The sequence below is a fragment of the Vibrio phycocola genome (genome assembly GCF_054404255.1).
Genome location: NZ_JBTAMQ010000003.1, coordinates 16,512 through 41,960, shown reverse-complemented (window position 1 = coordinate 41,960; position 25,449 = coordinate 16,512). Strand labels below are relative to the sequence as shown.

The following is a 25,449-nucleotide window of genomic DNA, read 5'->3' as shown; positions in this document are numbered from 1 at the left end:
AGGCTTTTTTACATCTGCATATTGATAGTTGGCGCCGCTTGGTAGCGCATCTCGTTCTTTTGATAGAGAGCGGGACCGGAGGGTTGGTGAGGCTTGGTCGTGGACCTATAGCTCCTAGGAGTCTATTCTGTGCTGCAACTTGGAATTCGTGAGTGATTGAGTTGTTTGACCGTGAATCCTTTCTCAATAAATAAGTCGATCAAATTGTCATTACCAACAAAGTGCAAAGCGCCTACGGCCACAAGATAGCGTCCCTGTGGATTTGGTAGCCAGTGTCCGTTTGTGAGTTTATCTATCCAATCGTAATTCCGTTCTTTATTTAATGTACTGTTTATTTGAGCTGGGAGTTCCGACTCCTGAGTGATTGTTGCTAATGATGGTAGATGCCCAGTCGCCCAGCTTTCAAACAAACATGGAATCATTTCGTTTGCCTCATCCCAAGAATCTAACGTAGAGATTAACAGTTCAGCACCATCTTGTTCAAAGCTTGAGAGGGCATCAATTTGAAACTGTAACGTTTCCAGAGCAATGATACTGCGGTCAAATTGTTGAGCTTGAGAAATCAAATACTGATCGATACCCAGATCGGATTCATACCCCAACTGTTGAACTTGGCCGATTTGCAATTTCAGAGCACTTAGCCAAGGAGCAAGTCGCATTAGAACGTCGTTACTCATATTTAAATCACGAGCTATCTGTTCCAGTTGTTTTTTTTGAGGTGAATCGAGTACATCTCGCGTCGTTAAATTGGTGGGGGGTAGCTGAATATTATTATCTGTCGAAAGATCAGCTTCAACGATCAATCCGTCACTGGTTTTCAAAAAATTGAGCACAGAAGTGGGTAAAGGATACATTGATTGAGCACCGACATGAATCGTACCCATTAACATAAAGGTCGTATTGCCTTTGGTCGCCTGCCAGTATAGTGGCTCAGACTTGGCAAAAAAAGACAGTAGGCATAAGCCAGCACATAACCATTTCGGAAATCTCATTGCAGTATCCTTTTATTGTTCAAGTTGATGTATGAAGTCGCGCAACGCTGCATAGAAGCCGTCCGTTAAAGATACGATAGGTTGACTCCAGATTGAACTTGTAGACCACTTTACTATTGAAATTTGATTGAGTCATCGCCGTAATATCATAGTGACATAGAAAGTAAGATTGTGGGAAACAAGGTCCGAGTGCTAGAATAGCGACCAAATTTTGGCTCGCAATATTTGAATCGCGTAAGCAGTTTCAACAAGGTAAATATGATGACGGTTAAAACACGTTTTGCACCAAGCCCAACAGGCTTTCTTCACGTCGGTGGCGCACGTACAGCGCTCTATTCTTGGTTATACGCTAAAAGCCAGGGTGGCGAATTTGTACTTCGAATAGAAGATACGGATTTGGAGCGTTCAACTCAAGAAGCAGTGGATGCTATTTTAGAAGGTATGAATTGGCTAGGTTTGGAGTGGGATGAAGGTCCATATTACCAAACGAAACGTTTTGAACGTTATGATGAAGTTGTTGAACAACTGCTAGCTGCAGGTAAAGCATATAAATGTTACGCATCTAAAGAGTTACTCGATGAGGTTCGCGCCGAGCAGGAAGAGAACAAGCAAAATCCTCGCTATGATGCGGCTCACCCTAAAATTAAAGCCGCAAATGATGCAGCTCAAGAAAACGACCCATTTGTTGTACGTTTCCGTAACCCAACCGAAGGCAGTGTTGCATTTGATGACCAAATTCGAGGGACAATTGAAATAGGCAATGATCAGCTTGACGATTTGATTATTCGCCGTACAGATGGCTCTCCAACATATAACTTCTGCGTGGTGGTTGATGATTGGGATATGGGCATTTCTCATGTGGTTCGTGGTGAAGATCATATCAATAACACTGCTCGTCAAATTAACATTTACCTAGCGCTCGGTGCAGAAGTGCCTGTGTTTGCGCATTGTGCAATGATTTTGGGTGACGATGGTGCCAAGTTGTCTAAGCGTCATGGCGCGGTTTCTGTTATGCAGTATCGTGATGAAGGGTATTTACCTGAAGCGTTAAAAAACTACTTAGTACGTCTAGGCTGGTCTCATGGCGACCAAGAGATATTTTCCGAAGCGGAAATGATAGAGCTATTTAGTCTCGAGACTATCAGTAAGTCAGCTTCTGCGTTTAATACCGATAAGCTACTTTGGTTGAATAACCACTACATTAAAACGTCAGATCCTAAACATGTTGCTAAACACCTTGCGTGGCACTATGAAAACCAAGGTATCGATGTGACAAATGGCCCACAGGTTACAGATGTCATCCAGCTCGTTGGTGAACGTTGCAATACCTTGGTAGAGCTCGCCAATCAGTCACGTTACTTCTACGAAGATTTTACTGAGTTCGATGCTGGTGCCGCCAAAAAACACTTGCGTGGTGTTGCGAAAGCCCCTCTTACTCTGGCATTAGAGAAGATAGAAGCCATAACTGATTGGAACACAGAGTCACTTCACCAAGTGATCGAAGCTGTTTGTGCTGAGCTTGAGGTTGGTATGGGTAAAGTAGGCATGCCATTGCGAGTTGCTGTTTCAGGAGGTGGTCAATCTCCTTCCGTTGATGCAACGATGGCGTTAATCGGTCAAGAGCGAGTCTTGGCGCGAATTAAGCTTGCGATTGCATTTATTGAACAACGCGAAGCGAATGCTCAGTAAGAATAATTTACTCAAATATGTGAAATAATGTAAAACTTCGACTATATTTTGGCTTTGGTCGATTTCTTGACTAAAGATCTCAAATTTGAGTTGTATAAATTACACTATTTTAGAATAAATGAGATATAGTTGATAAACAAACACTGTTCGATTAGAGTGGTAGATATAATTACTGTTGTTTAACAGGTTTATTCTCATAATATAGGAAGACAAATAATGAAAAAATTAGCAGTAGGTATTGCAGCAGCTCTTATGATGAGCTCTAGTGCGATGGCAGAAGTTTATGTAGGTGCAAAAGCAGGTTCAACTTGGACTAATGATGCATGTATTGTAGGTGGAGCTTGTGATGATGATTCTAATGGATATGGCGCCTTTTTAGGCTACCAAGCTTGGGAAAATGTTGCTCTTGAACTAGGTTACGATGATCTGGGCAAGTTTACTGGCGAAGGCATGGATGATGAAAAAGTTAAAGCAATTACTTTCGCGCCAAAATTCGCTATTCCAGTTGCTGATAAATTTGATGTTTACGGTAAACTTGGTGGTGCATGGGTTGAGTACGGCGATGAAGACGATATGTCAATCCTTGGTGCTTTCGGCTTTGATGTACACGCTACTGATAACTTGTCAGTTCGTCTTGAGTACCAAACACTTACAGACGTGAATAACGATATTGTGCGTGCAGAAGTTAATGCAACTACCATTGGTCTACTTTACAAATTTGGTGGCTCAGAGCCAGCAGTTGCAGCTCCTATTGTCGCTGAAGAAGTTGCGCCAGTAGTTGCAGCCCCTGTTGTTGAAGCACCTATGGTTAAAGAAGTAGAGCCAAAAATCTTAAGTATGCAATTAGATACTTCTAGCAGCTTTGCGGTTAACAGTGCAGTTTTGTCTGATGCAGGAAAAGCGGAAGTTGCTAAAGTAGCTATGGTACTGTCAAAGCACGAAGAAGCTGTTGTTAGTATCACAGGTCATACTGACTCTACTGGCTCTGAAGAGTACAACCAAACATTATCAGAAGCTCGTGCTCAAGCCGTTGCGGACGAAATCATCAGTGCTGGCATCGACGCATCTCGCGTAACTGCTATGGGTAAAGGTGAACTAGAACCTGTTGCAGATAACGAAACTGTTGAAGGTCGTGAAATGAACCGTCGTGTTGAAATTGACGTACCTTCATTCGACTACGAAGAAATGGTTAAATAAAAGTAGTTTAACTACTCTATTATTTAGATCGAAATGGAAACCGAAGCATTCGCTTCGGTTTTTTTATTTCAAAGCAATACTGTTCAGGCGCCCCATAAAAATTAGCAAATCTAAGTGTTTTTTATGAGCGGTGAGAAGTGCTTTCTTGGTTTTTGTATATGCGGCGAGTTTTCCATGCTTTTGAATGGAACACACGACACTATGAAATTTACATTTTCCTTCACTATCGTAAGTTCGCCAAGCCGCAATATAGCAGGCATCTCTGTAGTCGGGGTTTTCTTTGGTAGGGCGAGGTTTATAGATGATTTTAGGTTCTAGAGTATGAGGGAGTCTTGTCATTAAGTAAGGATCTTTAAGTAGTAATCTCCAATGCTTTCCCCACATTTCACTACCAAGTTGATTACGCAATAAGATTGCTTTTTTGAGTCCGTTCTTTTCACCAATACGAATAAACCCCACCGAGCGATGAAGTACTTTATCATCTGGTGTATGTATATGGATCTTATAGGCCGTTTTTGCTCTAGAAATAAAACGATGACCTGTATTGGTGTCAAGGTTGCTTTTTGTCATTCGCATCTTATCTATATAATTATTATTAGCGATAATAGACTAAGTTTTGTTCAATTTGAAGAGTATAACGGTGACAAGAAAGTAGTTTTGTTAATCGAAATGGTAAACGCTGAGATATATCACAAATATTTTGATGTAATGTGTATAAATATTTGAGTTTTACTCCAGTTAACTTGTATTCAAGAAGTTAACGTAGAGTTTTAGAAGCAATGTTACGAAAGCGATATCGAGCTGGCGATCAGATAAAAACGTTTATAGGGCTTCTTTGTGTAAGACTCAGTAGAAAGGAGATCCTGTTTAATTTAGGTTGTTTCACTTGCATCTTTTTGTTTGATGACTTTATGTCCATCTTCAGTTACGCCTCTTTTCCAATAGCTACTGATATAAATATTTTCTTTGGGAATCTCTTTTTCGCTGCGGAAGTAGTTACGTAGTGCTCTCATGGAATCAAATTCGCAGGCAACCCATACCGAAGCTATGCCGTCTAACCAGGGTAATGCTTTCACATTTGGCTCTAGCATTTCGTCTTCCACTAACCACTTAATTTGAAAGTTGCTTGGGGCATCTAGGGGCTGTATATCATCTTGTGATGTCACTTTAATAACAGCGTATCCTTTTGCTTGTTTGGGCAGTTGACGAACTTTCGCTGTTAGTGCAGGTAATGCCGTCATATCGGCAACGGTAAAGAACCAATCCGCATCGAGGCTTAACTCACTAATTTTACCCGGTCCGGCGATATTGATTGTATCTCCTATTTGCGCACTCATTGCCCAACGAGCCGCAAACCCGCAATTTAACTCTTCTGTTGTATGTCGTACGAAATCAATTTCTATCGTGCTTTGAGCTTTGGACAAGTGTCGAATAGTATACGTTCGCAATATTGGCCGTTCTTCAACGTTTAGTGTGGTTAGATCCGTCCCACCTGTAGTATTGAATTGAAGTTTTACATAACTCCCTTCGCTGTGGTCAGGGTAATCGGATAAATCTTCACCTTTCAATGTAATCCGCTGCATGTTTGGTGTTATTTGTTCAGACTCAATAACTGTAAATAGCTTGGGTGCTGGTTTCTTCATTTTCTTTTGCATATTCATGAATTTGTTGTTCTCACGTCTAGTCGTTTTTAATAATGTGTATGACACCGTATATTAAATTTCATATTGATAAACCTAGATCTCAACGCGAATGCGTCAATTACACTCGAGCCAATTTTAATTGACGCCACAGACGACCATCAATAGCCGAAAACCCTATGGCAATTAATCCCATCCCAATTAGGTGGATACGTTCAAGAGACTCATTTAAAAACAGAGATCCAAGAATGATGGCAGAAACAGGTACGAGTAAAGTGACCAATACAGCATTCGTCGCGCCTGCGAGCTCTAAAATTCTAAAATAAATCACATATGCCGCAGCCGTAGACAGTACGGCTAGCCCTATAATAGCCCCCCATGTTACGGCGTTGGTTGAACTTATGTCGATTGCTCCATCGACAAACAGCGTTAATGGAAGCAATACTATGGTAGACGCTGTTACCTGTCCGGCAGCTGTGACTATCGGTTTCACTTTTAATGATTTAAACCTTCGTCCATACACCCCAGCAAAAGCGTAAGATATTGCCGCCGCGACAATAGCCAGTTGGGCTAATACGTTACTCTCACTGCCTAAAGTGGGCACGCCGATCATGACAACAACACCAGAAAAACCGAGAAAAATGCCCACCAGTTTTAATGGTGTTGGCTTTTCATCAGGGAGTAACAAACCGGCTACCACGACGGTAAAAATGGGTGTGGCGGCATTTAGGATAGACGCAATCCCTGAAGCAATCTGTGTCTGCCCCCAAACAATCAAAACAAAAGGGATAACGTTGTTAAGTAATCCCATGCCTAAAAATGCTAACCAGATTTTAAAATCTTTGGGGGGACGCAACCCGAGCGCTGTGACGACTCCCCATAATACGAGAGCTGCAATACCGACTCGGAGCGTGACGATAGTGAGTGGCGGTAAGGAATTAACAGCAATACCAACGAAAAAGAAAGAGCCACCCCATAATAGAGAGAGGAAAATGAGTAGTAACCAAACCTTTGTGTTCATCGTGTGACTGATCGTCGCTGTCATGATTTTATTCCTAGTAGCAGCAAGATACATCGATTGTAATGAAGGGAAGTTCGAAAAACATCTGATTCTTGTGTCATATTTACGTTTCTCGGCTTGAGAACATAGAAATTATTCGTTAGCAAGAATCGGATGTTACTTTGAAAACCGTTATGATTAAGTAATGCTCATATTAATGAACCAATGAGTCTGCTATGCCTAAACCATCTGAAACTGACATGCAAGCTGCCGTTTTTCATCGAGATTCTCTGTTTGATGGGAAATTCTACTACGGTGTGATTACGACAGGTGTTTTCTGTCGACCATCTTGTTCAACCAAAGCGGCTAAATCAGAGAACCTTAGATTTTTTTATGATCAAGAGTCGGCGATGATCGCTGGCTTTCGCCCATGCAAGCGTTGTAACCCTGCTAGCGTTAATGAAAGGAGCACTAAGTTAATCGAGGTCGCTCGCTATATAGAGGAACATGCTGATACTAAGATGACGCTTACTCAACTGGGTCATATCGCAGGTTTGTCTTCCTCGCAACTTCAACGGTCGTTTAAAGATATGTTTGGTTTATCACCAAAACATTTTCAGGATGCTGTAAGAATGCGAAAGTTCAAGCGCAGTCTAAAAGAAGGTGAGAGTGTTACTGATGCGATTTATTCATCTGGATTTGGGTCTCTAAGCCGAGTGTATGGCGAAAAAGCTCGTAATATTGGCATGCCTCCTAAAGCGTATAGAGCAGGTGGACAGGGAGAAGTGATCTACTACGCATGTCGAGAAACCGCTCTTGGACAGATGATTATGGCAGCAACTGATAAAGGGGTGTGCTCTGTACAGTTTGGTGATAACCGTGAGTCTTTGATCTCTCTTGTGACAAAAGAGTTCCCAAAGGCGCAACTTGTCCTCTCAGAGGCGCAAGATAAACCCGATTTAGACTGCTGGATACTCGCTCTCGATAACCATATCTCTCATGGCGCACCGAAACCTGAAGTTCCACTCGATATCAAAGGCACCGTATTCCAGATCAAAGTGTGGAACTTTCTCATTAGTATCGCAGAAGGAGAGGTCGTGACGTACGGTGACGTTGCTGAAAATATTGAAAACCCTAAAGCGGTTCGAGCTGTTGGTACTGCTTGTGGTAAAAATCGCATTGGTGTACTTATCCCTTGCCACCGAGTATTACGAAGCGACGGAACGCTGGGAGGGTACCGCTGGGGTGAGGAGAGAAAAAAAGCATTGCTGAAGATGGAAAAGAAAACCGAGTCTCGATAAAAAAGACTTAGCGATAGTTCATCACTAAGTCTTTATTTTTTGGCGCTCCCGACAGGATTCGAACCTGTGACCTGCCCCTTAGGAGGGGGCCGCGCTATCCAGCTGTGCCACGGGAGCATAGTTATATATAGTACTGAAATATTTGAATAAGTTAACTATTAAACTCGTATTTATAACTGTTTGTGCATAACATCGCCAATTTGGATACTTGAAGCCAGATTGGGTTGGTCGACATGCAATTCAGCTTCGTGTTCATAAACTCGGCCTACGGTTAACGTGATATTACTCTTGGTTACTTTATTGCGTGGGATACCACGCTGATCGATAAATGTACCGGTATGCCATAATTGTAATTTGTCACCTTCTTTTACTCCGTGGATGCGTCCGAGATCCATCATAACGAGCCCATCTCGTTTTACTATTATTTCAGGTAAAGTGATTTTACAAGAAAGGTTGGACTCTAGATCGAGCATTATTTGACGGCTTAAATTTAATAACATTTCTCCATAAGTTGATGCCCAGAAGCGAGCGCTTTGGGTATCAATGCGGCTGGTTTTTGGAAAAGGCCAACGAGCAACTTCTCGATAATTACGCGCCATTATTTCATTTCCCGTTTTTCCATCGAACACTCTCAGTTCAAATGCAAACTGGCGATTAATAATTTCATTACCCGCGTTATCTACCGCAATAGTTGCGGTCATATCGGTAATGTTTCCCGTTAATAGGTACTGCACGGATTTATCTTCCGCTATCATTTTAATGCGTTCTGGGCTTTCTTTATTTATTCCATAGTTGGTGGTGCCGACGGAGATAAAGCTACGAGCTTCTTGTTTTAACTGACGGTGAAGAATTTCGGCAAAGTCATCGCCTATATTATAAAGTTGACCCATTACCGCTTGCTGAGGTGACTCTAAATTAAAATTACCAACAAGAAATGTCTTTTTATACTGCTCTACGTGGCAACCCATTGCCGATGGGTAGATGTCAATTTTTGCCCTCACCAACATTTCATCATTGATAATATTGCGACTTTCCACCAGTACATAGCGAACTTCATGGTTGGTAAAGATGAATTCATTCTTGTTGGCGTTCAATAGAGGGTAAAGATTACTGATGCTACCAATGTCGGCTCCAGAGAAGTTTACAGCTTGATAAATCGCATCTTCTAACGCTTTTAAACGAGCTTGCTCTTGAGTGGATACAATGGCTGAACGACCTGTTACCTCGTACCATGCGGAATTAGCAGCTGATGAAAATAGCATCAGCGAAGCGAGCAGCAAGTTGGCAATAAATTTTATTTTCATTGAATTATTCCAGTTAGGTACGGTTTTTGCTTTGTATTTAACAGTTATATAGTCCGGCAAGACTTTTCTAACTGTTGAATAAAGAAAAGCAAAGAGCGTTCCAGTTTTATCGTCAAAATTTGGTCGCCGTGCAGCCTGGGTATATTTGGAGATGAAATTATGAAAAAATTGCTAATGTTAGCCCCCATATTTTTGTTGACGGCGTGCTCGTTTGCGCCGATCTACAATGGTAAAGAACCTTATAGTGGAACTGAGTTTTTGTTAGCTCAGAGCCCTCGTCATACTCTTGATTTCTTCGTACAAAGCATGACAGAAGATTTGATTGTGTCGAACACCAGTGTTACCGCTCGTACACCGATAGCTGTAACGTCATTTGTTGATCTGCAAAATATGGATATGACGAACTGGTTAGGGAATTCAGTATCAGAGAGCTTTATCAACCAATTTCAGCAACGTGGCTTTAAAGTTGTCGACTATAAAACCACAGGATCGATTCAAGTTACTCAGATGGGCGACTTCGCATTGAGTCGAAATTGGAAAGATCTCGCTGAGCAACAAGATATTCAATATGTCTTAACGGGTACAATGCTGCGTCAAGAAGGTGGTGTCTTGGTTAATGCTCGAGTGGTAGGAATGAAAACTCGCATCGTCGTTGCGACGGCACAAGGGTTCTTACCTGCAGATCGTATCGGGAGAGATTTAGATACTCTGAATACGATGCGAACAGAAGACGGTGTTATGATTCGCTCTGACCCGACGATCACTCAGCCTTATACTGTTATTCTTAGACCATAGGAATCAATGTGATGAAAACGTGGATTTTAGTTCTACTGATGTCATTTATGATGGTGGGATGTCAACAAATGCAGCCTTTAGCGATTGATGAATGGTTGAATGCGGTAGGGTATGCCTCGATAAGTGAACAGAAAGGCAAGAACGTTGAAGAAAAACAGGTTCGAGCTATGCGAGCCTCTAAACTTGATGCTTATCGTGAGTTAGCTGAACAGGTTTATGGTATGCGAGTCAGTGGTCGTGCTGAATTGAAAGACCAACGTTTAGGGGCAGAAGGAACGACAGGTGCGGTCGACGGCATTATTCGTGGAGCCGAGGTCGTTCGTAGTTATAAAGTGGGCGATAGCTATGTCACTGAACTTCGATTGAACGTTGATAAAATGAGCCGGCTTCGAGATTATGGTGAGGTTCAACAAGTACCAGATAAGCGTCAACAAACGATTTTCTAATTCAACATATTTATCTAAACAAGTCATGTCACTCCAAATTGACTCAACTGTTGTTTATCTTCAGCGCATAATAAATAACAGTGATACGAACAAAAGCGGCAACCTAGGTTGCCGCTTTTGTTTTTTAAATCTTGATAGAACTTCAATAGGATACGTTAACTTTATAGGGTAGGAGAGCGTTTAGTTACGCTTTAATATTGGTGCCCAATGTTGAAATTGATTTTGTTTGACCATCAGCACTGTATGTCATACCCATTTTATTTTGGCTTTGATTTAGAATGTTATTGAGTTTATTGAAGCTAATATGAGCGCGCTCTAATGCTTGACCATTTACATCGTTGGCGATATGGCATTCACGAATAACGGTTTGAATTTGCTCAACTAGCTGGACGTTTGCTTCATCTTCAGTCAGGCTCGTAACGTCTGGATGAGCTTCTATCCGTTTGTCAGTGTCACTAATTGTGGTGACCATTACCATTTTCTGTTTTGCGAGTTGTTCAATATCACTTGAGATTCGTTGTGTGATCGCGTCTTTTTCCTGCTCAAATAACGCCAAAAGTGATTGCGCATTCTTAAGCTGAAATTCAAGTAATTCTTGTAATAACGCCATAGTTCACACCTCTTGAGAAATGGTGATGAATAGTTAACTTACATCACCAAGCTCGTTTTCGAAACGGATCATATTATCGGCGAGTTTTTCAGCGTCAACAACATAAGAGCCATTGGCTATCGCTTCTTTTATCGCCTGTACTTTTGAATTATCAAATGCTGGTGTTGCTGCCAATTGTGATGACATTTGACCAATCGCTTTACCTTGATCACTAATCGAAACGGCATCTTTAACAGATGATCCGCTTTGTGATTCAGGGGATTCTGTTTTGGTTTGTTCCGACTTTACGGAGCTTCGACTGGTGTTCGTTAAAGAGTGACCAGATCGAATATTATCAATACCTGCCATAGTATGAGCCTTTCATAAGTTAGTTGGATGTACTGTCGTTATCGACTAAACCACTTTAGACTTTAGCACTTTATTTTAAATTTTTCTTGTTATTGCTATTAAACGTCATAATGCTTGTAGTTTGGGAGACCGTGACATCAAAAACGAACGGTGGCTTCCCCAATTCCTGAGACTTGAGCATCAATAATTCGTTTTGACTTTGAGTTTTTAATTTTTATTTGCTGACCGAAATTACCATCAGATAATGCCGTTCCTCGAGTCGTAATAACCATCCCATTTTTGATTGCTTTAATGACAACCGTTTCATTGCGGCAAACAACACAAATATCATTGCTGTCTATTATATCGCCCAATTTAATATTTCTTTTAACTTTTGCACCAATAATTTGTGATGTTGATAAATAGCCTTGTTGGCGCAGGCGTAAAACGTTCACCATGTTCGTTGCCACTTGGCTCGAGGATATAACTTGGCCTCGTGAAAGAGGAATCAATGCAACGGCTGCTGGAATCTGAGTCGTTAGTTTAACTGGAACATAAACACGCCAATTTTCGACTTCACATTTGATAAGAACAGTGATGTTGCTAACAGAACCATTTTTCGATGAAGAAAAAGCACTCAATCCAGTTGGACAATCTGATGCTTGTATCCGATTATCAAGAGAGGCCGCATTTGCTTCAACGATGGCACCTTCAGGTGGTTTTATTGAACTAATCGTATACTCTTCAGCCAGTTGGCGGATGGTATCCAGCTGTTTTTGAGTGGCTGAATGCACAAAAGAGCTAAAGAAAAACACAATCAATACGATAAAGTTGCAACAAAGTCGCGATATAGCTCTACACTTAAGTTTATACGCATGGGGTAAACATGGTTTGAACATTTTCTTCTGTTTCCCTTTTTTACTAGACGCTTTAGTTAGAGTATCACTTTTTAGAAAAAAAAGTTTGAGATGGAGATGAGCATATGACGGGTATTCTTGATTCTGTGAATCAGCGTACACAACTCGTCGGTCAAAACCGATTAGAACTACTAACGTTTCGCTTGAATGGTCATCAGCGATACGGGATTAACGTATTCAAGGTTAAAGAGGTACTACAGTGCCCAAAACTAACCATGATGCCAAACCTTAACCATCTCGTAAAAGGGGTGGCTCATATTCGAGGTCAGACAGTATCGGTGATTGATATGAGCAAAGCAATCGGCGGTCGACCTACCACTGATGTTGATAAAAGCTTTGTTATTATCGCGGAATTTAACCGTTCAATTCAGGCTTTCTTGGTGAGTTCGGTAGAGCGTATTGTCAATATGCGCTGGGAAGATGTATTGCCGCCACCAGAAGCTGCAGGTAAGAAAAACTATTTAACAGCGGTTACGAACATTGAAGGCGAACTGGTTGAGATTCTTGATGTAGAAAAAATTCTTGCTGAGATTACGCCTATCGATGAAGCGATGGATGAAGATATTAGTCAGCAAATCGAAGAAGTGAAACAAAGTAAGCAGTTTGTTAACCGAATTTTAATTGCAGATGATTCTACCGTCGCTAGAAAGCAGGTTCAACGCGCGGTTGAATCGATAGGCTTTGAAGTCATTGCAGTGAAAGACGGAAAAGAAGCCTACGATAAACTGGCTGAACTTGTGTCGGATGGGAGCGATATTAGCGATCATGTTACGTTAGTTATATCTGATATTGAGATGCCAGAAATGGATGGCTATACACTGACCGCTGAAATTCGCCGAAACGCCCAACTAAAAGATCTTTATGTGATTCTTCACTCTTCATTGAGTGGGGTATTCAACCAAGCTATGGTTGAGAGAGTTGGGGCAAACATGTTTATTGCTAAGTTCAACCCTGATGAACTCGGTAATGCAGTTAAACAAGCGCTAGTTGATTAAAAAAGAGAAACACATGACAGCGATAACAATAAGTGATCAAGACTACAAAGAGTTTTGCGGTTTTTTAGAGTCTCAGTGCGGTATAGTCCTGGGTGACAGTAAACAGTATTTAGTTCGCAGCCGTTTAAGTCCTTTAGTGACTAAGTTTAAGCACGACTCTTTATCGACGTTGCTGAAAGATGTGATAATCGGGCGAAATCGTGAATTGCGTATTGCGGCTGTTGATGCCATGACAACAAATGAAACGTTGTGGTTCCGAGATACTTACCCGTTTGAAGTTCTAGCTCAACGTTTGATTCCCGAGCTATCAGAGAATAAGCGGTCGCTGAAAATATGGTCAGCGGCAAGCTCTTCAGGTCAAGAACCTTATTCGATGGCGATGACTATTTTAGAAATGCAGCAAAAAAACGCGGGGAAATTTTCAGGTATTTCGGTTACAGCAACAGATATCTCTGCAACGATGCTCGATCTTTGTCGTCAAGGCGTATATGACAACTTGGCTTTAGGTCGTGGTTTATCGCCTGAACGTCGCCGTATGTTTTTCGAAAACGTCGATGATGGCCGAATGAAAGTGAAAGACAATGTAAAACGTTTGGTGACATTCAAACCGCAAAATTTGATGGAGAGCTACGCGTCTCTTGGGAAATTTGACATTATTTTTTGCCGAAATGTTTTGATTTACTTCTCGGCGGAAATGAAATCTCAGGTGCTGAACCAAATGGCAAGTTCGTTAAATCCAGGTGGTTACTTAATGTTAGGCGCATCTGAATCGTTAACGGGATTGACGGATAAATTTGAAATGGTTCGATGCAACCCTGGTATTGTCTATAAGTTGAAATAACCTAATTATCTTCACCTTTATTACCCAGCTTCGGCTGGGTTTTTTTCGTTTAGTAGAATCAAAAAATAGATGCATCCCAATAATTGGTGTAGTTATTGCAATCTTGTTGGTCGTTACTGCAAGCGTAGATTCGTTGCCGCTTTCTTGTTTACCCGTAGGTATGAAATTGCAGGTGATCATGAGAATAAGCCTGTAGGTTTGAATGAAAACGGTAGCTTTTTAATCATTTTTACAGTTTCAGTCGATAAAGTTAAAAGTTGGTACGCTACTTGCTTTTATTTCAGTAACAGAGTGAAAACTTCTTGGGCGAGGCAGATTATGGCCATATCATTTGACAAAGCATTAGGTATCCACCAGCACACAGTCGGTGTTCGTGAGCGGAATGCAGAAGTGATCTCCTCGAATATTGCACAAGCAAACACCCCGGGGTATAAGGCTAAAGCACTCAATTTTGATGCCGCGTTACAAGCGGCAAGTCATGGTCAAAGTATTAGTTTGGCACGTACTGATGGACGGCATATTCCTGCCACCAATAGTGTGATCGGGGAAGAGGTTTACCGCTTGCCGACTCAACCTGATACTGGCGATGGCAATACCGTTGATATGGATTTGGAGCGTAACCTGTTTATGCAAAACCAATTACGGCATCAAGCATCAATAGATTTCTTAGGTGGTAAGTTTCGTAACTTATCCAAAGCATTGAAAGGGGAGTAAGATAGATGGGCTTATTTAATGTCTTTAACGTGACTGGTTCAGCAATGAGTGCTGAGGCTGTCCGTCTAAATACTACCTCAAGCAACTTAGCGAACGCTGATAGTGTTAGTAGCTCAGCAAAAGATACTTATAAAGCAAGACACGCTGTCTTTGCCGCAGAGTTTGATAACGCTAAAGGCAAAAAAGATTATACGGTTCCTGTTAAAGTGATGGGAATTGTTGAAAGTAATAAACCATTGACTGCGGAATATAATCCAGACCATCCTCTAGCAAATGAAGATGGGTATATTTACAAGCCAAATGTTAATGTTATGGAAGAGATGGCGGATATGATCTCTGCTTCACGAGCGTACCAAACCAACGTACAGCTTGCCGATGCGAGTAAACAGATGCTTCTTAAAACATTGCAGATGGGTCAGTAAGGGTTAGGAGATAACGTATGGCCGGAATAAATAATGTTGGTCAAAATGGCTTGTCGTACCTGGATCAGCTTAATAACCTTCAAGAGAAGAAAAAGCCTGATGAAGTAACGGGTAAGCAAGAGTTAAAACAAGATGACTTCTTGTCTTTGCTGACGAAACAGCTAGCACAACAAGACCCGTTTAAGCCAGTTGGTAACGACCAAATGATTGCTCAAATGGCCTCATTTGCCACTGTAGATGGTATTGGTCAAATGAACAGCCAGTTTGAAAACTTGAATTCATCGGTTACGTCTAATCAAGCATTGCAAGCTTCTTCATTGGTGGGTCGAGATGTATTGGTTAAATCATCGGTCGGTATGAAGAAAGATGATACAGCAGGTATGTCGGCTAAGATCGATTTACCTCAAGCGTTAAATAATTTGTTTGTTCGAATTGAAAATGAAGCTGGACAACTTGTTAGAACCTTTGATGTCGGCGCACAACCTCCTGGCGAAACTCGCGTTCAATGGGATGGCAAAGATGCCAACGGAAACTCATTGCCGGCTGGCAAATATAAAGTGAAAGCATCGGGGCTCCTTGATGGAGAGAGCAAGCAGTTCGAAGTTTCAACGTATGCAAATGTGAATAGCGTCCTTCTTGGCAAAGGTGACGGAAATGTATTGCTGAATCTTGCTGGGTTTGAATCACCAGTGAAATTAGCCGAAGTATTAGAAGTTGGCAAAGCGTGATTACGCTAGCTAGATAGGAGAATTTCAAATGTCATATATTTCGTTAAGTGGTCTATCTGCGGCCCAATTAGATCTCAACACAACCAGTAATAACATTGCTAACGCGAATACGTTCGGGTTTAAAGAATCTCGAGCTGAGTTTGGTGATGTATATTCAAATTCTATCTTTACCAACGCGAAGACGACTCCAGGGTCAGGTGTACAAGCGAACAAGGTTGCACAGCAGTTCCATGAAGGTTCAAGTGTTTATACCAATAACCCACTCGATCTACGAGTTGCGGGTACCGGTTTTTTTGCTGTGGCAAAAGATCGCCTAGCGCCACAGTCGAATGAGTTAACACGTAACGGTGCATTCCACTTGAACAAAGATAACTATATGGTGTCGTCTAACGATGAGTTTGTTTTGGGTTATCAGGTTAACCCAGATACAGGGGATGTTCTGTCTTACGAACCTTCACCAATAAATATTCCTGCGGAGTTTGGTAAACCTAAACAGACAGCAAATATTGAGGTCGGAGTGAACTTGCCGGCAAATGGCGAACTAAAAGATCCGACACTGTTTGATTACTCCGATCCAGAAACGTTTAACCGTTCGACCTCTTCAACGATTTACGACTCAATGGGGCAGTCATACAAATTGACAACTTATTACCTCAAAGATCAAACTCAGCCGAATACATGGCAAGTTTACTATACCGCGTCAGATGCTGAGGGTGAGAAGCCAATTAATATCGTTGGTGGTGATGCGACAACACCAACTGGCCATGCGGGCCATACCATGAAGTTTAATAACGATGGTACGTTGGCGAGTATTAACGGTGGCAATAATGTGGTGTCAGAGCCAATAGGTACTGGTGAGAATGCAATAGATTTAAATGGTGCTGATGTGAATCAAACCCTTTCATTTGGGTTAAACGCAGCAACCCAATTTGCCGCACCTTTTGAACTGAGCAAATTTGATGAGGATGGCGCTACAACAGGTTTCCTAACCAAATTAGATTTTGATGAAACAGGTAGCGTTCTTGGTACTTACTCAAATGGTGAAAATATCACCCTAGGGCGAATTGCATTGGTTCGAGTTGCAAATGAACAAGGCCTAGATAAGAAAGGTGGTACTCAGTGGGATGCAACCACAGCTTCGGGTTCTAGAATCTGGGGTGAATCAAACAAAGGTTCATTCGGTACTGTTAATAGCGGTACATTAGAGCAATCCAACATTGATATGACCCAAGAATTGGTGGATTTGATTTCAGCGCAACGAAACTTCCAGGCGAACTCACGAGCATTAGAAGTTCATAACCAAACGCAACAAACGATATTACAAATTCGATAATCCTTTCCTAATCAAGATCACGCCGGCATTTGCCGCGTGATCTTGCCATATCAGCGGCAACCTCGCGGCAATTTAGTACAAATAAATCATATCTCATTGATTTTATTTGATTTAAATTTTTGGCACACCTATTGCAAGTTACCTATTGTATGACGGGATAGGAGTCAATTATGGATCGCGCATTATTTCTAGCCATGAGTGGTGCTAAACAAAATATGCAAGCTATGCAGCTTAAAGCAAATAACTTGGCCAATGTTGGCACAACAGGTTTTCGCTCTGATTTAGCACAAGCTCGCTCGATGCAAGCCTACGGAGACGGACTACCGACTCGAGTGTTCAGTATGACTGAACGCCCAGGTCACAGTTTCGCTCAAGGCAGTGTTATCACCACAGGCCGAGATCTTGATGTCACGATTCAGGGGGATGGTTGGCTCTCTGTTCTCGACCCTTCAGGTCAAGAAGGTTTGACTCGTAGCGGTAATTTACAAATCGATCAAAATGGGTTGCTGATGAATAGCCAAGGCCATTTAGTTCTTGGTGAAACTGACGCACCCATTACCTTACCAATTCCACTAAGCAAAGTTGAAATTGGTAAAGATGGCACAATTTCGGTGTTGCCGCAGGGAGCTCCTGCCGATGCGATGGAAGTTGTCGATCGAATTAAATTAGTTAAAACGGATAATCGCTCGTTATACAAAGATGCCATTGGTCTATTTAGATCGAAAGACCTCGACGCGACTTATGACGCCGCAGCAGATGTACAGATTTTAACGGGTGCGCTTGAAGGAAGTAATGTTAACGCTGTCGGTGAAATGACATCGTTGATTGATCTTCAGCGTCAATTTGAAATGCAAGTCAAAATGATGAGCACAGCAGAAGAGATGGACAAAGCGTCTGATTCTCTACTACGCACTAGCTAATTGAGGTAAGGAGAATTCTATGCATCCGGCATTATGGGTAAGTAAAACTGGTCTAGACGCACAGCAGACCAATATATCAACGATTTCAAACAACTTGGCGAATGCCTCGACTGTTGGGTTTAAAAAGAGCCGAGCAGTCTTTGAAGACCTTTTCTATCAAAATGTGAACCAAGCTGGTGGCCAATCATCGCAAAACACTGAATTACCAAGTGGGTTGATGTTAGGTGCAGGTTCTAAAGTTGTTGCAACGCAAAAAGTTCACACTAATGGTAACGCGCAAACTACCTCAAATAGTTTGGATATGATGATTGAAGGCGACGGTTTCTTTCAAATTCTAATGCCAGATGGGGACATTGGTTATACGCGAAATGGTCAGTTCACCTTAAATTCGGAAGGTTCGATTGTGACATCAGGCTCCGGCTACGTATTGCAGCCAGAAATTGCCGTCCCACAAGATGCTGTTTCCGTCACGATTGGTGATGATGGGCAAGTTTCCGCTCGAATTCGTGGTCAGCAAGATAACCAAGTTCTAGGTCAAATTACGACCGTAGATTTTATAAACCCAGGTGGTTTAGAGCCAGTGGGACAAAATATCTACCTATCGACCGGTGCAAGTGGAGACCCGCAAGAAGGGGTTCCGGGTTTTGATGGGTTAGGAAATATTCGCCAATCGATGCTTGAAAGTTCAAACGTGAATGTGACCGAAGAATTGGTGAACTTAATTGAAGCTCAGCGTGTATACGAGATGAATTCCAAAGTGATTTCAGCGGTAGACAAAATGATGAGCTATGTGAACCAGCAGTTGTAATGAAGTAAAGCGAGCATCGTTATGAAGAGATTATTAGATCTGAATTCACTATGTATTCCAGCGATATTGTTGCTGTTATCTGGATGTACCATTATGGATCCAATCATGATGCAAGAGATGACCGATCAAGGAACCACAATTGTGGACGCTGTCGAAGGTGACAAATCTCAGGAAAGTGAGCCAGGAATGGTTGATGGACTGAGAACTCGGATTGATCCTGTTGCCGATGATCCCGCTTGGGCACCGATTCACGCCAGACGAAACCCAGAGCATTATGCAGCACAAACAGGGTCACTATTCAGTCAAATGTTGGCGAATGACTTATACGATGACGCAAAACCAAGAAATGTGGGCGACATCATAACGGTAACGTTGAATGAAAGTACCAAGGCGGCAAAGAGTGCCGATGCGGATTTATCGAAAAACAATGATGCTTCAATGGACCCACTCGAAGTGGGGGGGCAAGAACTGACCATTGGCGATTACAACCTGTCTTATAACTTAACTAACGGCAATAATTTTTCTGGCAGTGCCGCGGCAAACCAGAGCAACAGTATTTCAGGTTCAATTAGTGTGGAAGTCATCGAAGTGTTGGCTAATGGTAACTTAATCATTCGCGGTGAGAAATGGCTGACATTAAATTCTGGTGATGAGTACATCCGCTTAAGTGGGACGGTGCGTCCAGACGATATCGACTTCGATAATACCATCGCTTCAAATCGAATTTCTAATGCTCGAATTCAATATTCAGGCACCGGAACCAATCAAGATATGCAAGAACCTGGTTTCTTGGCACGATTTTTTAATGTAGCTCTGTAATCAAGTTGAGTAAGTCGAATTTTTGACAAGCTGGCGAACGTAGAAAGAAGGTTACTACGATGAAAAAAACAATACTGGTATTGATGGCTAGCTTTTTTGTAGCCAATTTGACTCAAGCAGCACGAATCAAAGATGTTGCAGAAGTCGCTGGTGTGCGTAGCAACCAATTGGTGGGGTATGGATTGGTAACAGGCTTGCCTGGGACGGGGGAATCCACACCATTTACCGATCAAAGCTTCAATGCCATGTTACAAAATTTCGGCATTCAATTGCCGCAAGGAACGAGCCCAAAAGCAAAAAATGTTGCCGCTGTGATCGTTACTGCTGAGTTGCCACCGTTTTCTAAACAAGGACAAACTATTGACGTTACTGTCTCGTCAATTGGGTCCGCAAAAAGTTTACGAGGTGGTACCTTGATGCAGTCTTTTCTAAAAGGGTTAGATGGCAAAGTATACGCTGTCGCTCAGGGAAACTTAGTGGTAAGTGGGTTTAGTGCTGATGGAGCTGATGGTTCACGAATTGTCGGTAATAACCCAACAGTAGGCATGATTTCCAATGGCGCATCAGTTGAACAAGAAATACCAACACCATTCTCGCGCGGCGATTTTATTACCTTTAACCTGCTCGATTCTGACTTTACGACCGCACAAAGCATGGCAAATGCAGTCAACAATTTCCTTGGTCCACAAATGGCAACGGCTGTGGATGCTACATCCGTCAAAGTTCGTGCTCCGAGAGATTCAGCTCAGCGAGTCGCGTTTCTTTCTGCGATTGAAAACCTAGAGTTTACGACTGCAGAAGGTGTCGCAAAAATTATTGTAAATTCTCGTACGGGGACCATTGTTGTTGGTCAGAACGTGAGATTAAAACCAGCGGCAGTAACTCATGGTGGCATGACAGTTGCAATCAAAGAGAATCTATCGGTAAGCCAACCAAACGCGCTTGCCAATGGCGATACGGCCATTGTTGCCGATAGCGATATTCAAGTCAGTGAGAAACAGGGAAAAATGTTTAAGTTTCAGCCTGGTGTTTCTTTAGATGATTTAGTCAGAGCCGTGAATGAAGTCGGGGCTGCCCCTTCTGACCTTATGGCGATATTACAAGCCCTTAAGCAAGCTGGAGCCATTGAAGGCCAGCTGATCATTATCTAGGTGGATGTATGATTAATAATCCTAGCGATATAGGTTTTGTTCAAGATATCACTCAGTTGGACACACTGCGTCAGCAAGCCATTAACGGTGATGAAGCAAGTGAAAAATCAGCCTTAGAAGCCGCTGCGAAGCAATTTGAATCGATTTTTACGACGATGTTGTTTGATTCAATGCGTGATGCAAATAAAGAATTTAAGTCAGACTTATTTGATAGTCAGACAGAAGATTTCTACGGAAAAATGTTAGACGAGCAACGCTCTAGTGAAATGAGTGCATCTGGTAGCCTTGGTTTGGCAGACATGATCGTAAAACAGTTATCTGCTGGTCAGTCGAATGAGACTGGAAAAGCAGGAAGTGATCGTTTCGAAGAAGCTATGGCTCGTGTTAATCGTGCGAATGCAGAAAGAGGACTTGATAAAGCTGACAAAGTACAAGTGGCACCACCAATACAATATGTACAGCAGCCAAAACGTTTTGATTCTCCAGAGCATTTTGTAAACCGATTGAAGCCGTATGCTGAAAAAGCAGCGAAGAGCCTAGGGGTTTCACCATCCTTACTTTTGGCTCAAGCCGCATTGGAAACTGGTTGGGGTAAAAAGGTTGTTAAAAATGCGAGTCAAAGCAGTAATAACCTCTTTAATATTAAAGCGGACCGCAGTTGGAAGGGAGAAAAAGTTGCAACACAAACTTTGGAATATCATGAGAAAACACCGGTAATGGAACAAGCCGCATTCCGTGCGTATCCGACTTACCAAGAAAGTTTTAATGATTATGTGCGTTTCTTAAATCAGAACCCGCGTTATCAATCAGCGTTACAAAACAATAATAAGAATGATGCGTTTATTCATGGAATCCATAAAGCAGGCTATGCCACGGATCCTGAATATGCAAATAAAGTACTAAGAGTACAAAAACAAATAGAACAAATGAATTCAATATAAAACGATTTTTTAAAGGCTTCATCTACGATAAATCTGCGAAATAATGCGATACGGGATGAAGTTTCGGGGGAGTTGCGCTAGTACCGAAAGGTGCTAGCGTTTTTTTTAATATATTGAATTGCCAACATAAAATAGCCACCTTTCAATTACATTTACTTTTGGCATATATATTGCTTTTAACTTGATATAAGATTTATTGAAGAGTTAGGGAGCAAATTATGGCGTCCGATTTATTGAGTGTAGGTGCTCAGAGCGTATTAACCGCTCAGAGACAACTCAATACAACAGGTCATAACATCGCAAACGTCAATACGGAAGGGTTTAGCCGTCAATCTGTTATTCAGGGGACGAACGCTCCTCGTAGTTACGGCGGTGAAACTTACGGTATGGGTGTGCATGTGGAAAATGTTCGCCGCTCTTGGGATCAATTTGCCGTCAAAGAGCTGAACTTTGCCACTACCGAATACGCAAATAAGCATGACGCTGAAGAGAATCTCGATAAGCTCTCAAATCTTATTTCTTCGGTTTCCTCGAGAAAAATTCCCGAAAATATTAACGATTGGTTTGATGCCGTAAAAACGTTAGCGGATACCCCTAATGATGTCGGTGCTCGAAAAATCGTGCTTGAAAAAGCGCAGCTTATTACACAAAACCTCAATGACTTTAACGATACCGTGACCCGTGAATATGACACGATCAATAAAGGTTTGGATGTTGGTGTTGAACGGATTAACCAATTGGCCCTAAAACTGCGTGATACCCAACGCTTGATGATGAAAACGCAAGGGCCACATAATGATTTAATGGATGAGCACGAGAAGTTGGTAAAAGAGCTGGCGGAAATGACAAAAGTCAACGTGGTCACGAGACAAAATGGTAAAGGCTTTAACATTCTTATCGGCAGCGGTCACACCTTAGTATCGGGTACTGAAGCAAGCCAAATCAAGATGGTTGATGGTTCACCGGATCCCAAACAACACCGCTTAGCGATGGTTGAAGGCAAGGGTATAAAAGCGATAAGTGAACGCGATATCGGCGGCAAAATGGGTGCTCTTTTTGATATGCGAGATGAGCACATTCCACATCTCATTGATGAAATTGGACGTGTTGCCATTTCTCTTTCTCATGATGTGAATAAATTGCAGAAGCAAGGCTTAGACTTGTATGGCAATGTCGGTAAAAACATGTTTACTGATGTGAACTTAGAGTCGACGGCCAAAGCCCGTGTTGTGGCAAAAACCGATTCAAAGGCAGACATCTCGGTCTATATCGATGACATGAACCAAATTAAATCTGGAGAGTACTCATTGCTGTTTGATGGCAATGAATACATCACTACGTTTCCTAATGGGAAAACATCCAACCTTGAAGCGAAAGGTGGAGAAATCAATATCGATGGTCTGCGAATTGTTGTAAATGAAGAACCTGAAAAGGGAGAGCGGATCTTAATTCGTCCAACTCGTTTTGGGGCGGCAAACATTAACCTCACTCTTGATGATCCATCTGAAATAGCGGCACAAAGCTACGAAGCATCGACGACGTTTGCTGTGGGATCGGCGAGTTTCAAAATAAAACAAGCAGGTGAACTGCGTGAATTCGAAATCTATATCTCTGAATCGGGCGATCGGTTCTCAGTCACAGATACAGATGGCAACGTGTTACTTGCAGATCAAGCTTATCCGCCTTCGGGTGATGTGACGGTTCAAGGTACGAGTTTTGAACTATCGGAAGGGGCTCTTGCTGGGGATAAATTCACCGCAAACTTGGTGCCATCGGAAGGTGATAATGGCAACTTACGTAAAATTCAAGACATTCAGACAGACAAGTCGCTAAACAACAATCAATCAACCTTGTTGGATGTGTATCAAGATCTTAATACGGACGTTGGCGTGAAACTGTCAACGGCCTCACGACTCACCGATGTTGCACGTTTAGAACAAGAATCGGCTGAATCACGAGTCGCGTCAATCTCTGGCGTCAATTTGGATGAAGAAGCGGCTAATATGATGAAATTTCAACGGGCGTATTTGGCTTCGTCACGCATTATGCAGGCGTCTAATGAAACCTTTAATAGCATTTTGCAGTTGAGATAGGGAGGAAGATAAATGTTAGGTCGAATTTCTAGCTTCCACAATTATCAATCGGTGCAAAATGACCTTCGTCGTCAGGAGACGAAAGTCCATCATAACCAAGAGCAATTGGCATCCGGGAAAAAGCTGCTCTCTGCCGGAGATAATCCACTGGCGACACATTACATTCAGAATGTGTCTCAGCAAGAAGAACAACTTCGCCAATACTCAGATGCCATCTCTCTGGTTCGTACTCGTTTAGAGCATCAAGAAGTTATTATTGCAAACGGTGAAGAATTTACTGATGAAGCAAAACGTACCGTGATGGAAATGATCAACGGTGCTTTTTCTCCAGAAGATCGTCTCGCTAAACGTCGCGAGCTAGAGGAACTGGCAAATAATTTCCTCAGTTTGGTGAACAACCAAGATGAAACCGGCAACTATATTTTTGCCGGTACTAAACCTAAAAACCAACCTTTCTTCCGTGATAATGAAGGCAACGTCAGTTACTCAGGTGATGACTACCAAAGAAAAATGAAAATTTCCAATAGCATGGAGATGCCTTTTAACGACCCAGGCAGCAAGGTGTTTATGGAAATTGATAATCCATTTGGCAGTTATGAACCAGATTATGATCTGCAAGAAGGGTCCGAGTTATTACTTGAACGTGCAACTAATACCAATAAAGACGATAACTCCAACTACCGAGTTACCTTTGTTGATTCTGGTACTGGGCAGTTCAATTATCAGTTAGAAAAAGATGGTAGCCCGATTCAAAGCGGCGAGTTTAATCCGAAAGATGGCATTCGCTATGAAGGGTTATCGATCTACCCTAAGGGGCAACTTACTGCAGGGGATGTTATCGAGCTAACGCCACGATCGACGTTCTCCATTTTTGAAACATTTCAAGATTCGTTGGAATATGCGTCAGAGTCTGTTTCAGACGCGTCGGCAACGGCCAAATTGCATCAGCTTACTGAAGAGTTCCACGCTGCATTTATTCAACTGAATAAAGTACGAACGGACTTGGGGGCTCGTATGGAAACATTGGACTTGCAGCAAGATCAGCATCAAGATTTCGAAATTAGTTTAGCCAAATCCAAAAGTACATTTGAAGATTTGGACTATGCCGATGCCGTCATTGAATTTAGCGAGAACTCTCGAGCGCTACAGGCATCTCAGCAGGCATTTGGTAAAACAAAAGACTTAACACTGTTCAATTATATGTAACTTTTAATGCCTTAAGTGCCAAGCCTTAAGTGCGAAAGTAATCAAACGTATAAAGTAGCGGGTTTACCAAAAAGTGGCCCAGTTACTGCAACAGTTAGAGAGAAGACACAACAAAGGAAATAGAGCGGCAATGACGCGGCAACATTTACCTTAACAATCGAACCTTAATTACCGGTCACAACATTATTTATTAAATGCTATTCATAACGTTCTGATAAATAAATGTTTAAAATTATTTTCTATAGTTGGCACAGTAATTG

The 25,449-nt window shown here is 42.0% G+C and carries 26 protein-coding genes and 1 tRNA gene; 18 read left to right on the top strand and 9 right to left on the bottom strand.

Going from position 1 to position 25,449, the window contains the following annotated elements; all coding sequences use genetic code 11:
- Positions 1-122: 122 nt before the first annotated feature.
- Positions 123-992: a TraB/GumN family protein gene (locus ACXJY6_RS06230; RefSeq protein WP_458767729.1), complete on the bottom strand. Its 870-nt coding sequence runs from the start codon at positions 990-992 to the stop codon at positions 123-125.
- Positions 993-1,253: 261 nt separating this feature from the next.
- On the opposite strand from ACXJY6_RS06230, the gene gltX reads away from it, so the two are divergent.
- Both gltX and ACXJY6_RS06220 read left to right on the top strand, forming a co-directional pair.
- Positions 1,254-2,681, top strand: coding sequence for a glutamate--tRNA ligase (gltX, locus tag ACXJY6_RS06225; RefSeq protein WP_458767728.1), 1,428 nt, complete (start codon positions 1,254-1,256; stop codon positions 2,679-2,681).
- 216 nt (positions 2,682-2,897) lie between these two features.
- Positions 2,898-3,878: an OmpA family protein gene (locus ACXJY6_RS06220; RefSeq protein ID WP_458767727.1), complete on the top strand. Its 981-nt coding sequence runs from the start codon at positions 2,898-2,900 to the stop codon at positions 3,876-3,878.
- Between the two features lie 63 nt (positions 3,879-3,941).
- Here ACXJY6_RS06220 and ACXJY6_RS06215 read toward each other — a convergent pair whose 3' ends face one another.
- The 3 genes from ACXJY6_RS06215 to ACXJY6_RS06205 form a co-directional block, all read right to left on the bottom strand.
- Positions 3,942-4,448, bottom strand: coding sequence for a Fe3+-citrate ABC transporter substrate-binding protein (locus ACXJY6_RS06215; RefSeq protein WP_456050751.1), 507 nt, complete (start codon positions 4,446-4,448; stop codon positions 3,942-3,944).
- Positions 4,449-4,750: 302 nt separating this feature from the next.
- Complete coding sequence (locus ACXJY6_RS06210) at positions 4,751-5,521, bottom strand: siderophore-interacting protein (RefSeq protein WP_458767726.1); 771 nt, start codon at positions 5,519-5,521, stop codon at positions 4,751-4,753.
- A 118-nt stretch (positions 5,522-5,639) separates the two neighbouring features.
- Complete coding sequence (locus tag ACXJY6_RS06205) at positions 5,640-6,563, bottom strand: DMT family transporter (RefSeq protein ID WP_458767725.1); 924 nt, start codon at positions 6,561-6,563, stop codon at positions 5,640-5,642.
- 191 nt (positions 6,564-6,754) lie between these two features.
- Between ACXJY6_RS06205 and ACXJY6_RS06200 the strand changes: the two genes are divergently transcribed.
- Positions 6,755-7,819: a bifunctional transcriptional activator/DNA repair enzyme AdaA gene (locus ACXJY6_RS06200; RefSeq protein ID WP_458767724.1), complete on the top strand. Its 1,065-nt coding sequence runs from the start codon at positions 6,755-6,757 to the stop codon at positions 7,817-7,819.
- A 40-nt stretch (positions 7,820-7,859) separates the two neighbouring features.
- Here ACXJY6_RS06200 and ACXJY6_RS06195 read toward each other — a convergent pair.
- A tRNA-Arg gene (locus ACXJY6_RS06195) sits at positions 7,860-7,936 on the bottom strand.
- 53 nt (positions 7,937-7,989) lie between these two features.
- A complete protein-coding gene (locus ACXJY6_RS06190) occupies positions 7,990-9,123 on the bottom strand; it encodes a flagellar assembly protein FlgT (RefSeq protein ID WP_458767723.1) in 1,134 nt (377 codons plus the stop codon).
- A gap of 159 nt (positions 9,124-9,282) precedes the next feature.
- Between ACXJY6_RS06190 and ACXJY6_RS06185 the strand changes: the two genes are divergently transcribed.
- Together ACXJY6_RS06185 and ACXJY6_RS06180 are read left to right on the top strand one after the other, a co-directional pair.
- Positions 9,283-9,918 carry a FlgO family outer membrane protein gene (locus ACXJY6_RS06185; protein WP_456050761.1) on the top strand — a complete coding sequence of 212 codons (636 nt, stop codon included), beginning with the start codon at positions 9,283-9,285 and terminating at the stop codon, positions 9,916-9,918.
- An 11-nt stretch (positions 9,919-9,929) separates the two neighbouring features.
- Positions 9,930-10,364 (top strand): LPP20 family lipoprotein, encoded by a 435-nt coding sequence (locus ACXJY6_RS06180; RefSeq protein WP_456050762.1) that lies wholly within the window; start codon positions 9,930-9,932, stop codon positions 10,362-10,364.
- A gap of 184 nt (positions 10,365-10,548) precedes the next feature.
- Here ACXJY6_RS06180 and ACXJY6_RS06175 read toward each other — a convergent pair whose 3' ends face one another.
- The 3 genes from ACXJY6_RS06175 to flgA form a co-directional block, all read right to left on the bottom strand.
- Positions 10,549-10,974: a flagella synthesis protein FlgN gene (locus tag ACXJY6_RS06175; RefSeq protein ID WP_456050763.1), complete on the bottom strand. Its 426-nt coding sequence runs from the start codon at positions 10,972-10,974 to the stop codon at positions 10,549-10,551.
- Positions 10,975-11,007: 33 nt separating this feature from the next.
- The gene (gene flgM, locus ACXJY6_RS06170; RefSeq protein ID WP_456050764.1) at positions 11,008-11,322 is read right to left on the bottom strand and encodes a flagellar biosynthesis anti-sigma factor FlgM; all 315 of its coding nucleotides are present in this window, start codon (positions 11,320-11,322) and stop codon (positions 11,008-11,010) included.
- Between the two features lie 137 nt (positions 11,323-11,459).
- On the bottom strand, positions 11,460-12,200 hold the full coding sequence (flgA, locus tag ACXJY6_RS06165; RefSeq protein ID WP_456050765.1) for a flagellar basal body P-ring formation chaperone FlgA: 741 nt from the start codon (positions 12,198-12,200) through the stop codon (positions 11,460-11,462).
- 83 nt (positions 12,201-12,283) lie between these two features.
- Here flgA and ACXJY6_RS06160 point away from each other — a divergent pair, with 83 nt between their 5' ends.
- The 13 genes from ACXJY6_RS06160 (at position 12,284) to flgL (ending at position 25,189) form a co-directional block, all read left to right on the top strand.
- Complete coding sequence (locus ACXJY6_RS06160; RefSeq protein WP_456050766.1) at positions 12,284-13,213, top strand: chemotaxis protein CheV; 930 nt, start codon at positions 12,284-12,286, stop codon at positions 13,211-13,213.
- A 13-nt stretch (positions 13,214-13,226) separates the two neighbouring features.
- Complete coding sequence (locus tag ACXJY6_RS06155) at positions 13,227-14,054, top strand: CheR family methyltransferase (protein WP_456050767.1); 828 nt, start codon at positions 13,227-13,229, stop codon at positions 14,052-14,054.
- A gap of 318 nt (positions 14,055-14,372) precedes the next feature.
- Entirely contained in the window at positions 14,373-14,768 is a 396-nt protein-coding gene (gene flgB / locus ACXJY6_RS06150) for a flagellar basal body rod protein FlgB (RefSeq protein ID WP_458767722.1), read from the top strand.
- 5 nt (positions 14,769-14,773) lie between these two features.
- Positions 14,774-15,190, top strand: a complete 417-nt coding sequence (flgC, locus tag ACXJY6_RS06145; protein ID WP_456050769.1) for a flagellar basal body rod protein FlgC — start codon at positions 14,774-14,776, stop codon at positions 15,188-15,190.
- Between the two features lie 17 nt (positions 15,191-15,207).
- On the top strand, positions 15,208-15,918 hold the full coding sequence (locus ACXJY6_RS06140) for a flagellar hook assembly protein FlgD (RefSeq protein WP_458767721.1): 711 nt from the start codon (positions 15,208-15,210) through the stop codon (positions 15,916-15,918).
- 28 nt (positions 15,919-15,946) lie between these two features.
- Positions 15,947-17,251, top strand: coding sequence for a flagellar hook protein FlgE (flgE, locus tag ACXJY6_RS06135; RefSeq protein WP_458767720.1), 1,305 nt, complete (start codon positions 15,947-15,949; stop codon positions 17,249-17,251).
- A 170-nt stretch (positions 17,252-17,421) separates the two neighbouring features.
- Entirely contained in the window at positions 17,422-18,171 is a 750-nt protein-coding gene (locus ACXJY6_RS06130) for a flagellar basal body rod protein FlgF (RefSeq protein ID WP_456050772.1), read from the top strand.
- Positions 18,172-18,190: 19 nt separating this feature from the next.
- Positions 18,191-18,979, top strand: a complete 789-nt coding sequence (gene flgG, locus ACXJY6_RS06125) for a flagellar basal-body rod protein FlgG (protein ID WP_456050773.1) — start codon at positions 18,191-18,193, stop codon at positions 18,977-18,979.
- A 21-nt stretch (positions 18,980-19,000) separates the two neighbouring features.
- Complete coding sequence (flgH, locus tag ACXJY6_RS06120) at positions 19,001-19,798, top strand: flagellar basal body L-ring protein FlgH (RefSeq protein WP_456050774.1); 798 nt, start codon at positions 19,001-19,003, stop codon at positions 19,796-19,798.
- Between the two features lie 59 nt (positions 19,799-19,857).
- On the top strand, positions 19,858-20,949 hold the full coding sequence (locus ACXJY6_RS06115) for a flagellar basal body P-ring protein FlgI (protein ID WP_456050775.1): 1,092 nt from the start codon (positions 19,858-19,860) through the stop codon (positions 20,947-20,949).
- 8 nt (positions 20,950-20,957) lie between these two features.
- Positions 20,958-21,890, top strand: a complete 933-nt coding sequence (flgJ, locus tag ACXJY6_RS06110) for a flagellar assembly peptidoglycan hydrolase FlgJ (protein WP_458767719.1) — start codon at positions 20,958-20,960, stop codon at positions 21,888-21,890.
- 218 nt (positions 21,891-22,108) lie between these two features.
- Positions 22,109-23,983 carry a flagellar hook-associated protein FlgK gene (gene flgK / locus ACXJY6_RS06105; protein ID WP_458767718.1) on the top strand — a complete coding sequence of 625 codons (1,875 nt, stop codon included), beginning with the start codon at positions 22,109-22,111 and terminating at the stop codon, positions 23,981-23,983.
- Between the two features lie 12 nt (positions 23,984-23,995).
- Complete coding sequence (gene flgL, locus ACXJY6_RS06100; RefSeq protein WP_456050778.1) at positions 23,996-25,189, top strand: flagellar hook-associated protein FlgL; 1,194 nt, start codon at positions 23,996-23,998, stop codon at positions 25,187-25,189.
- The last annotated feature ends 260 nt before the right edge of the window (positions 25,190-25,449 follow it).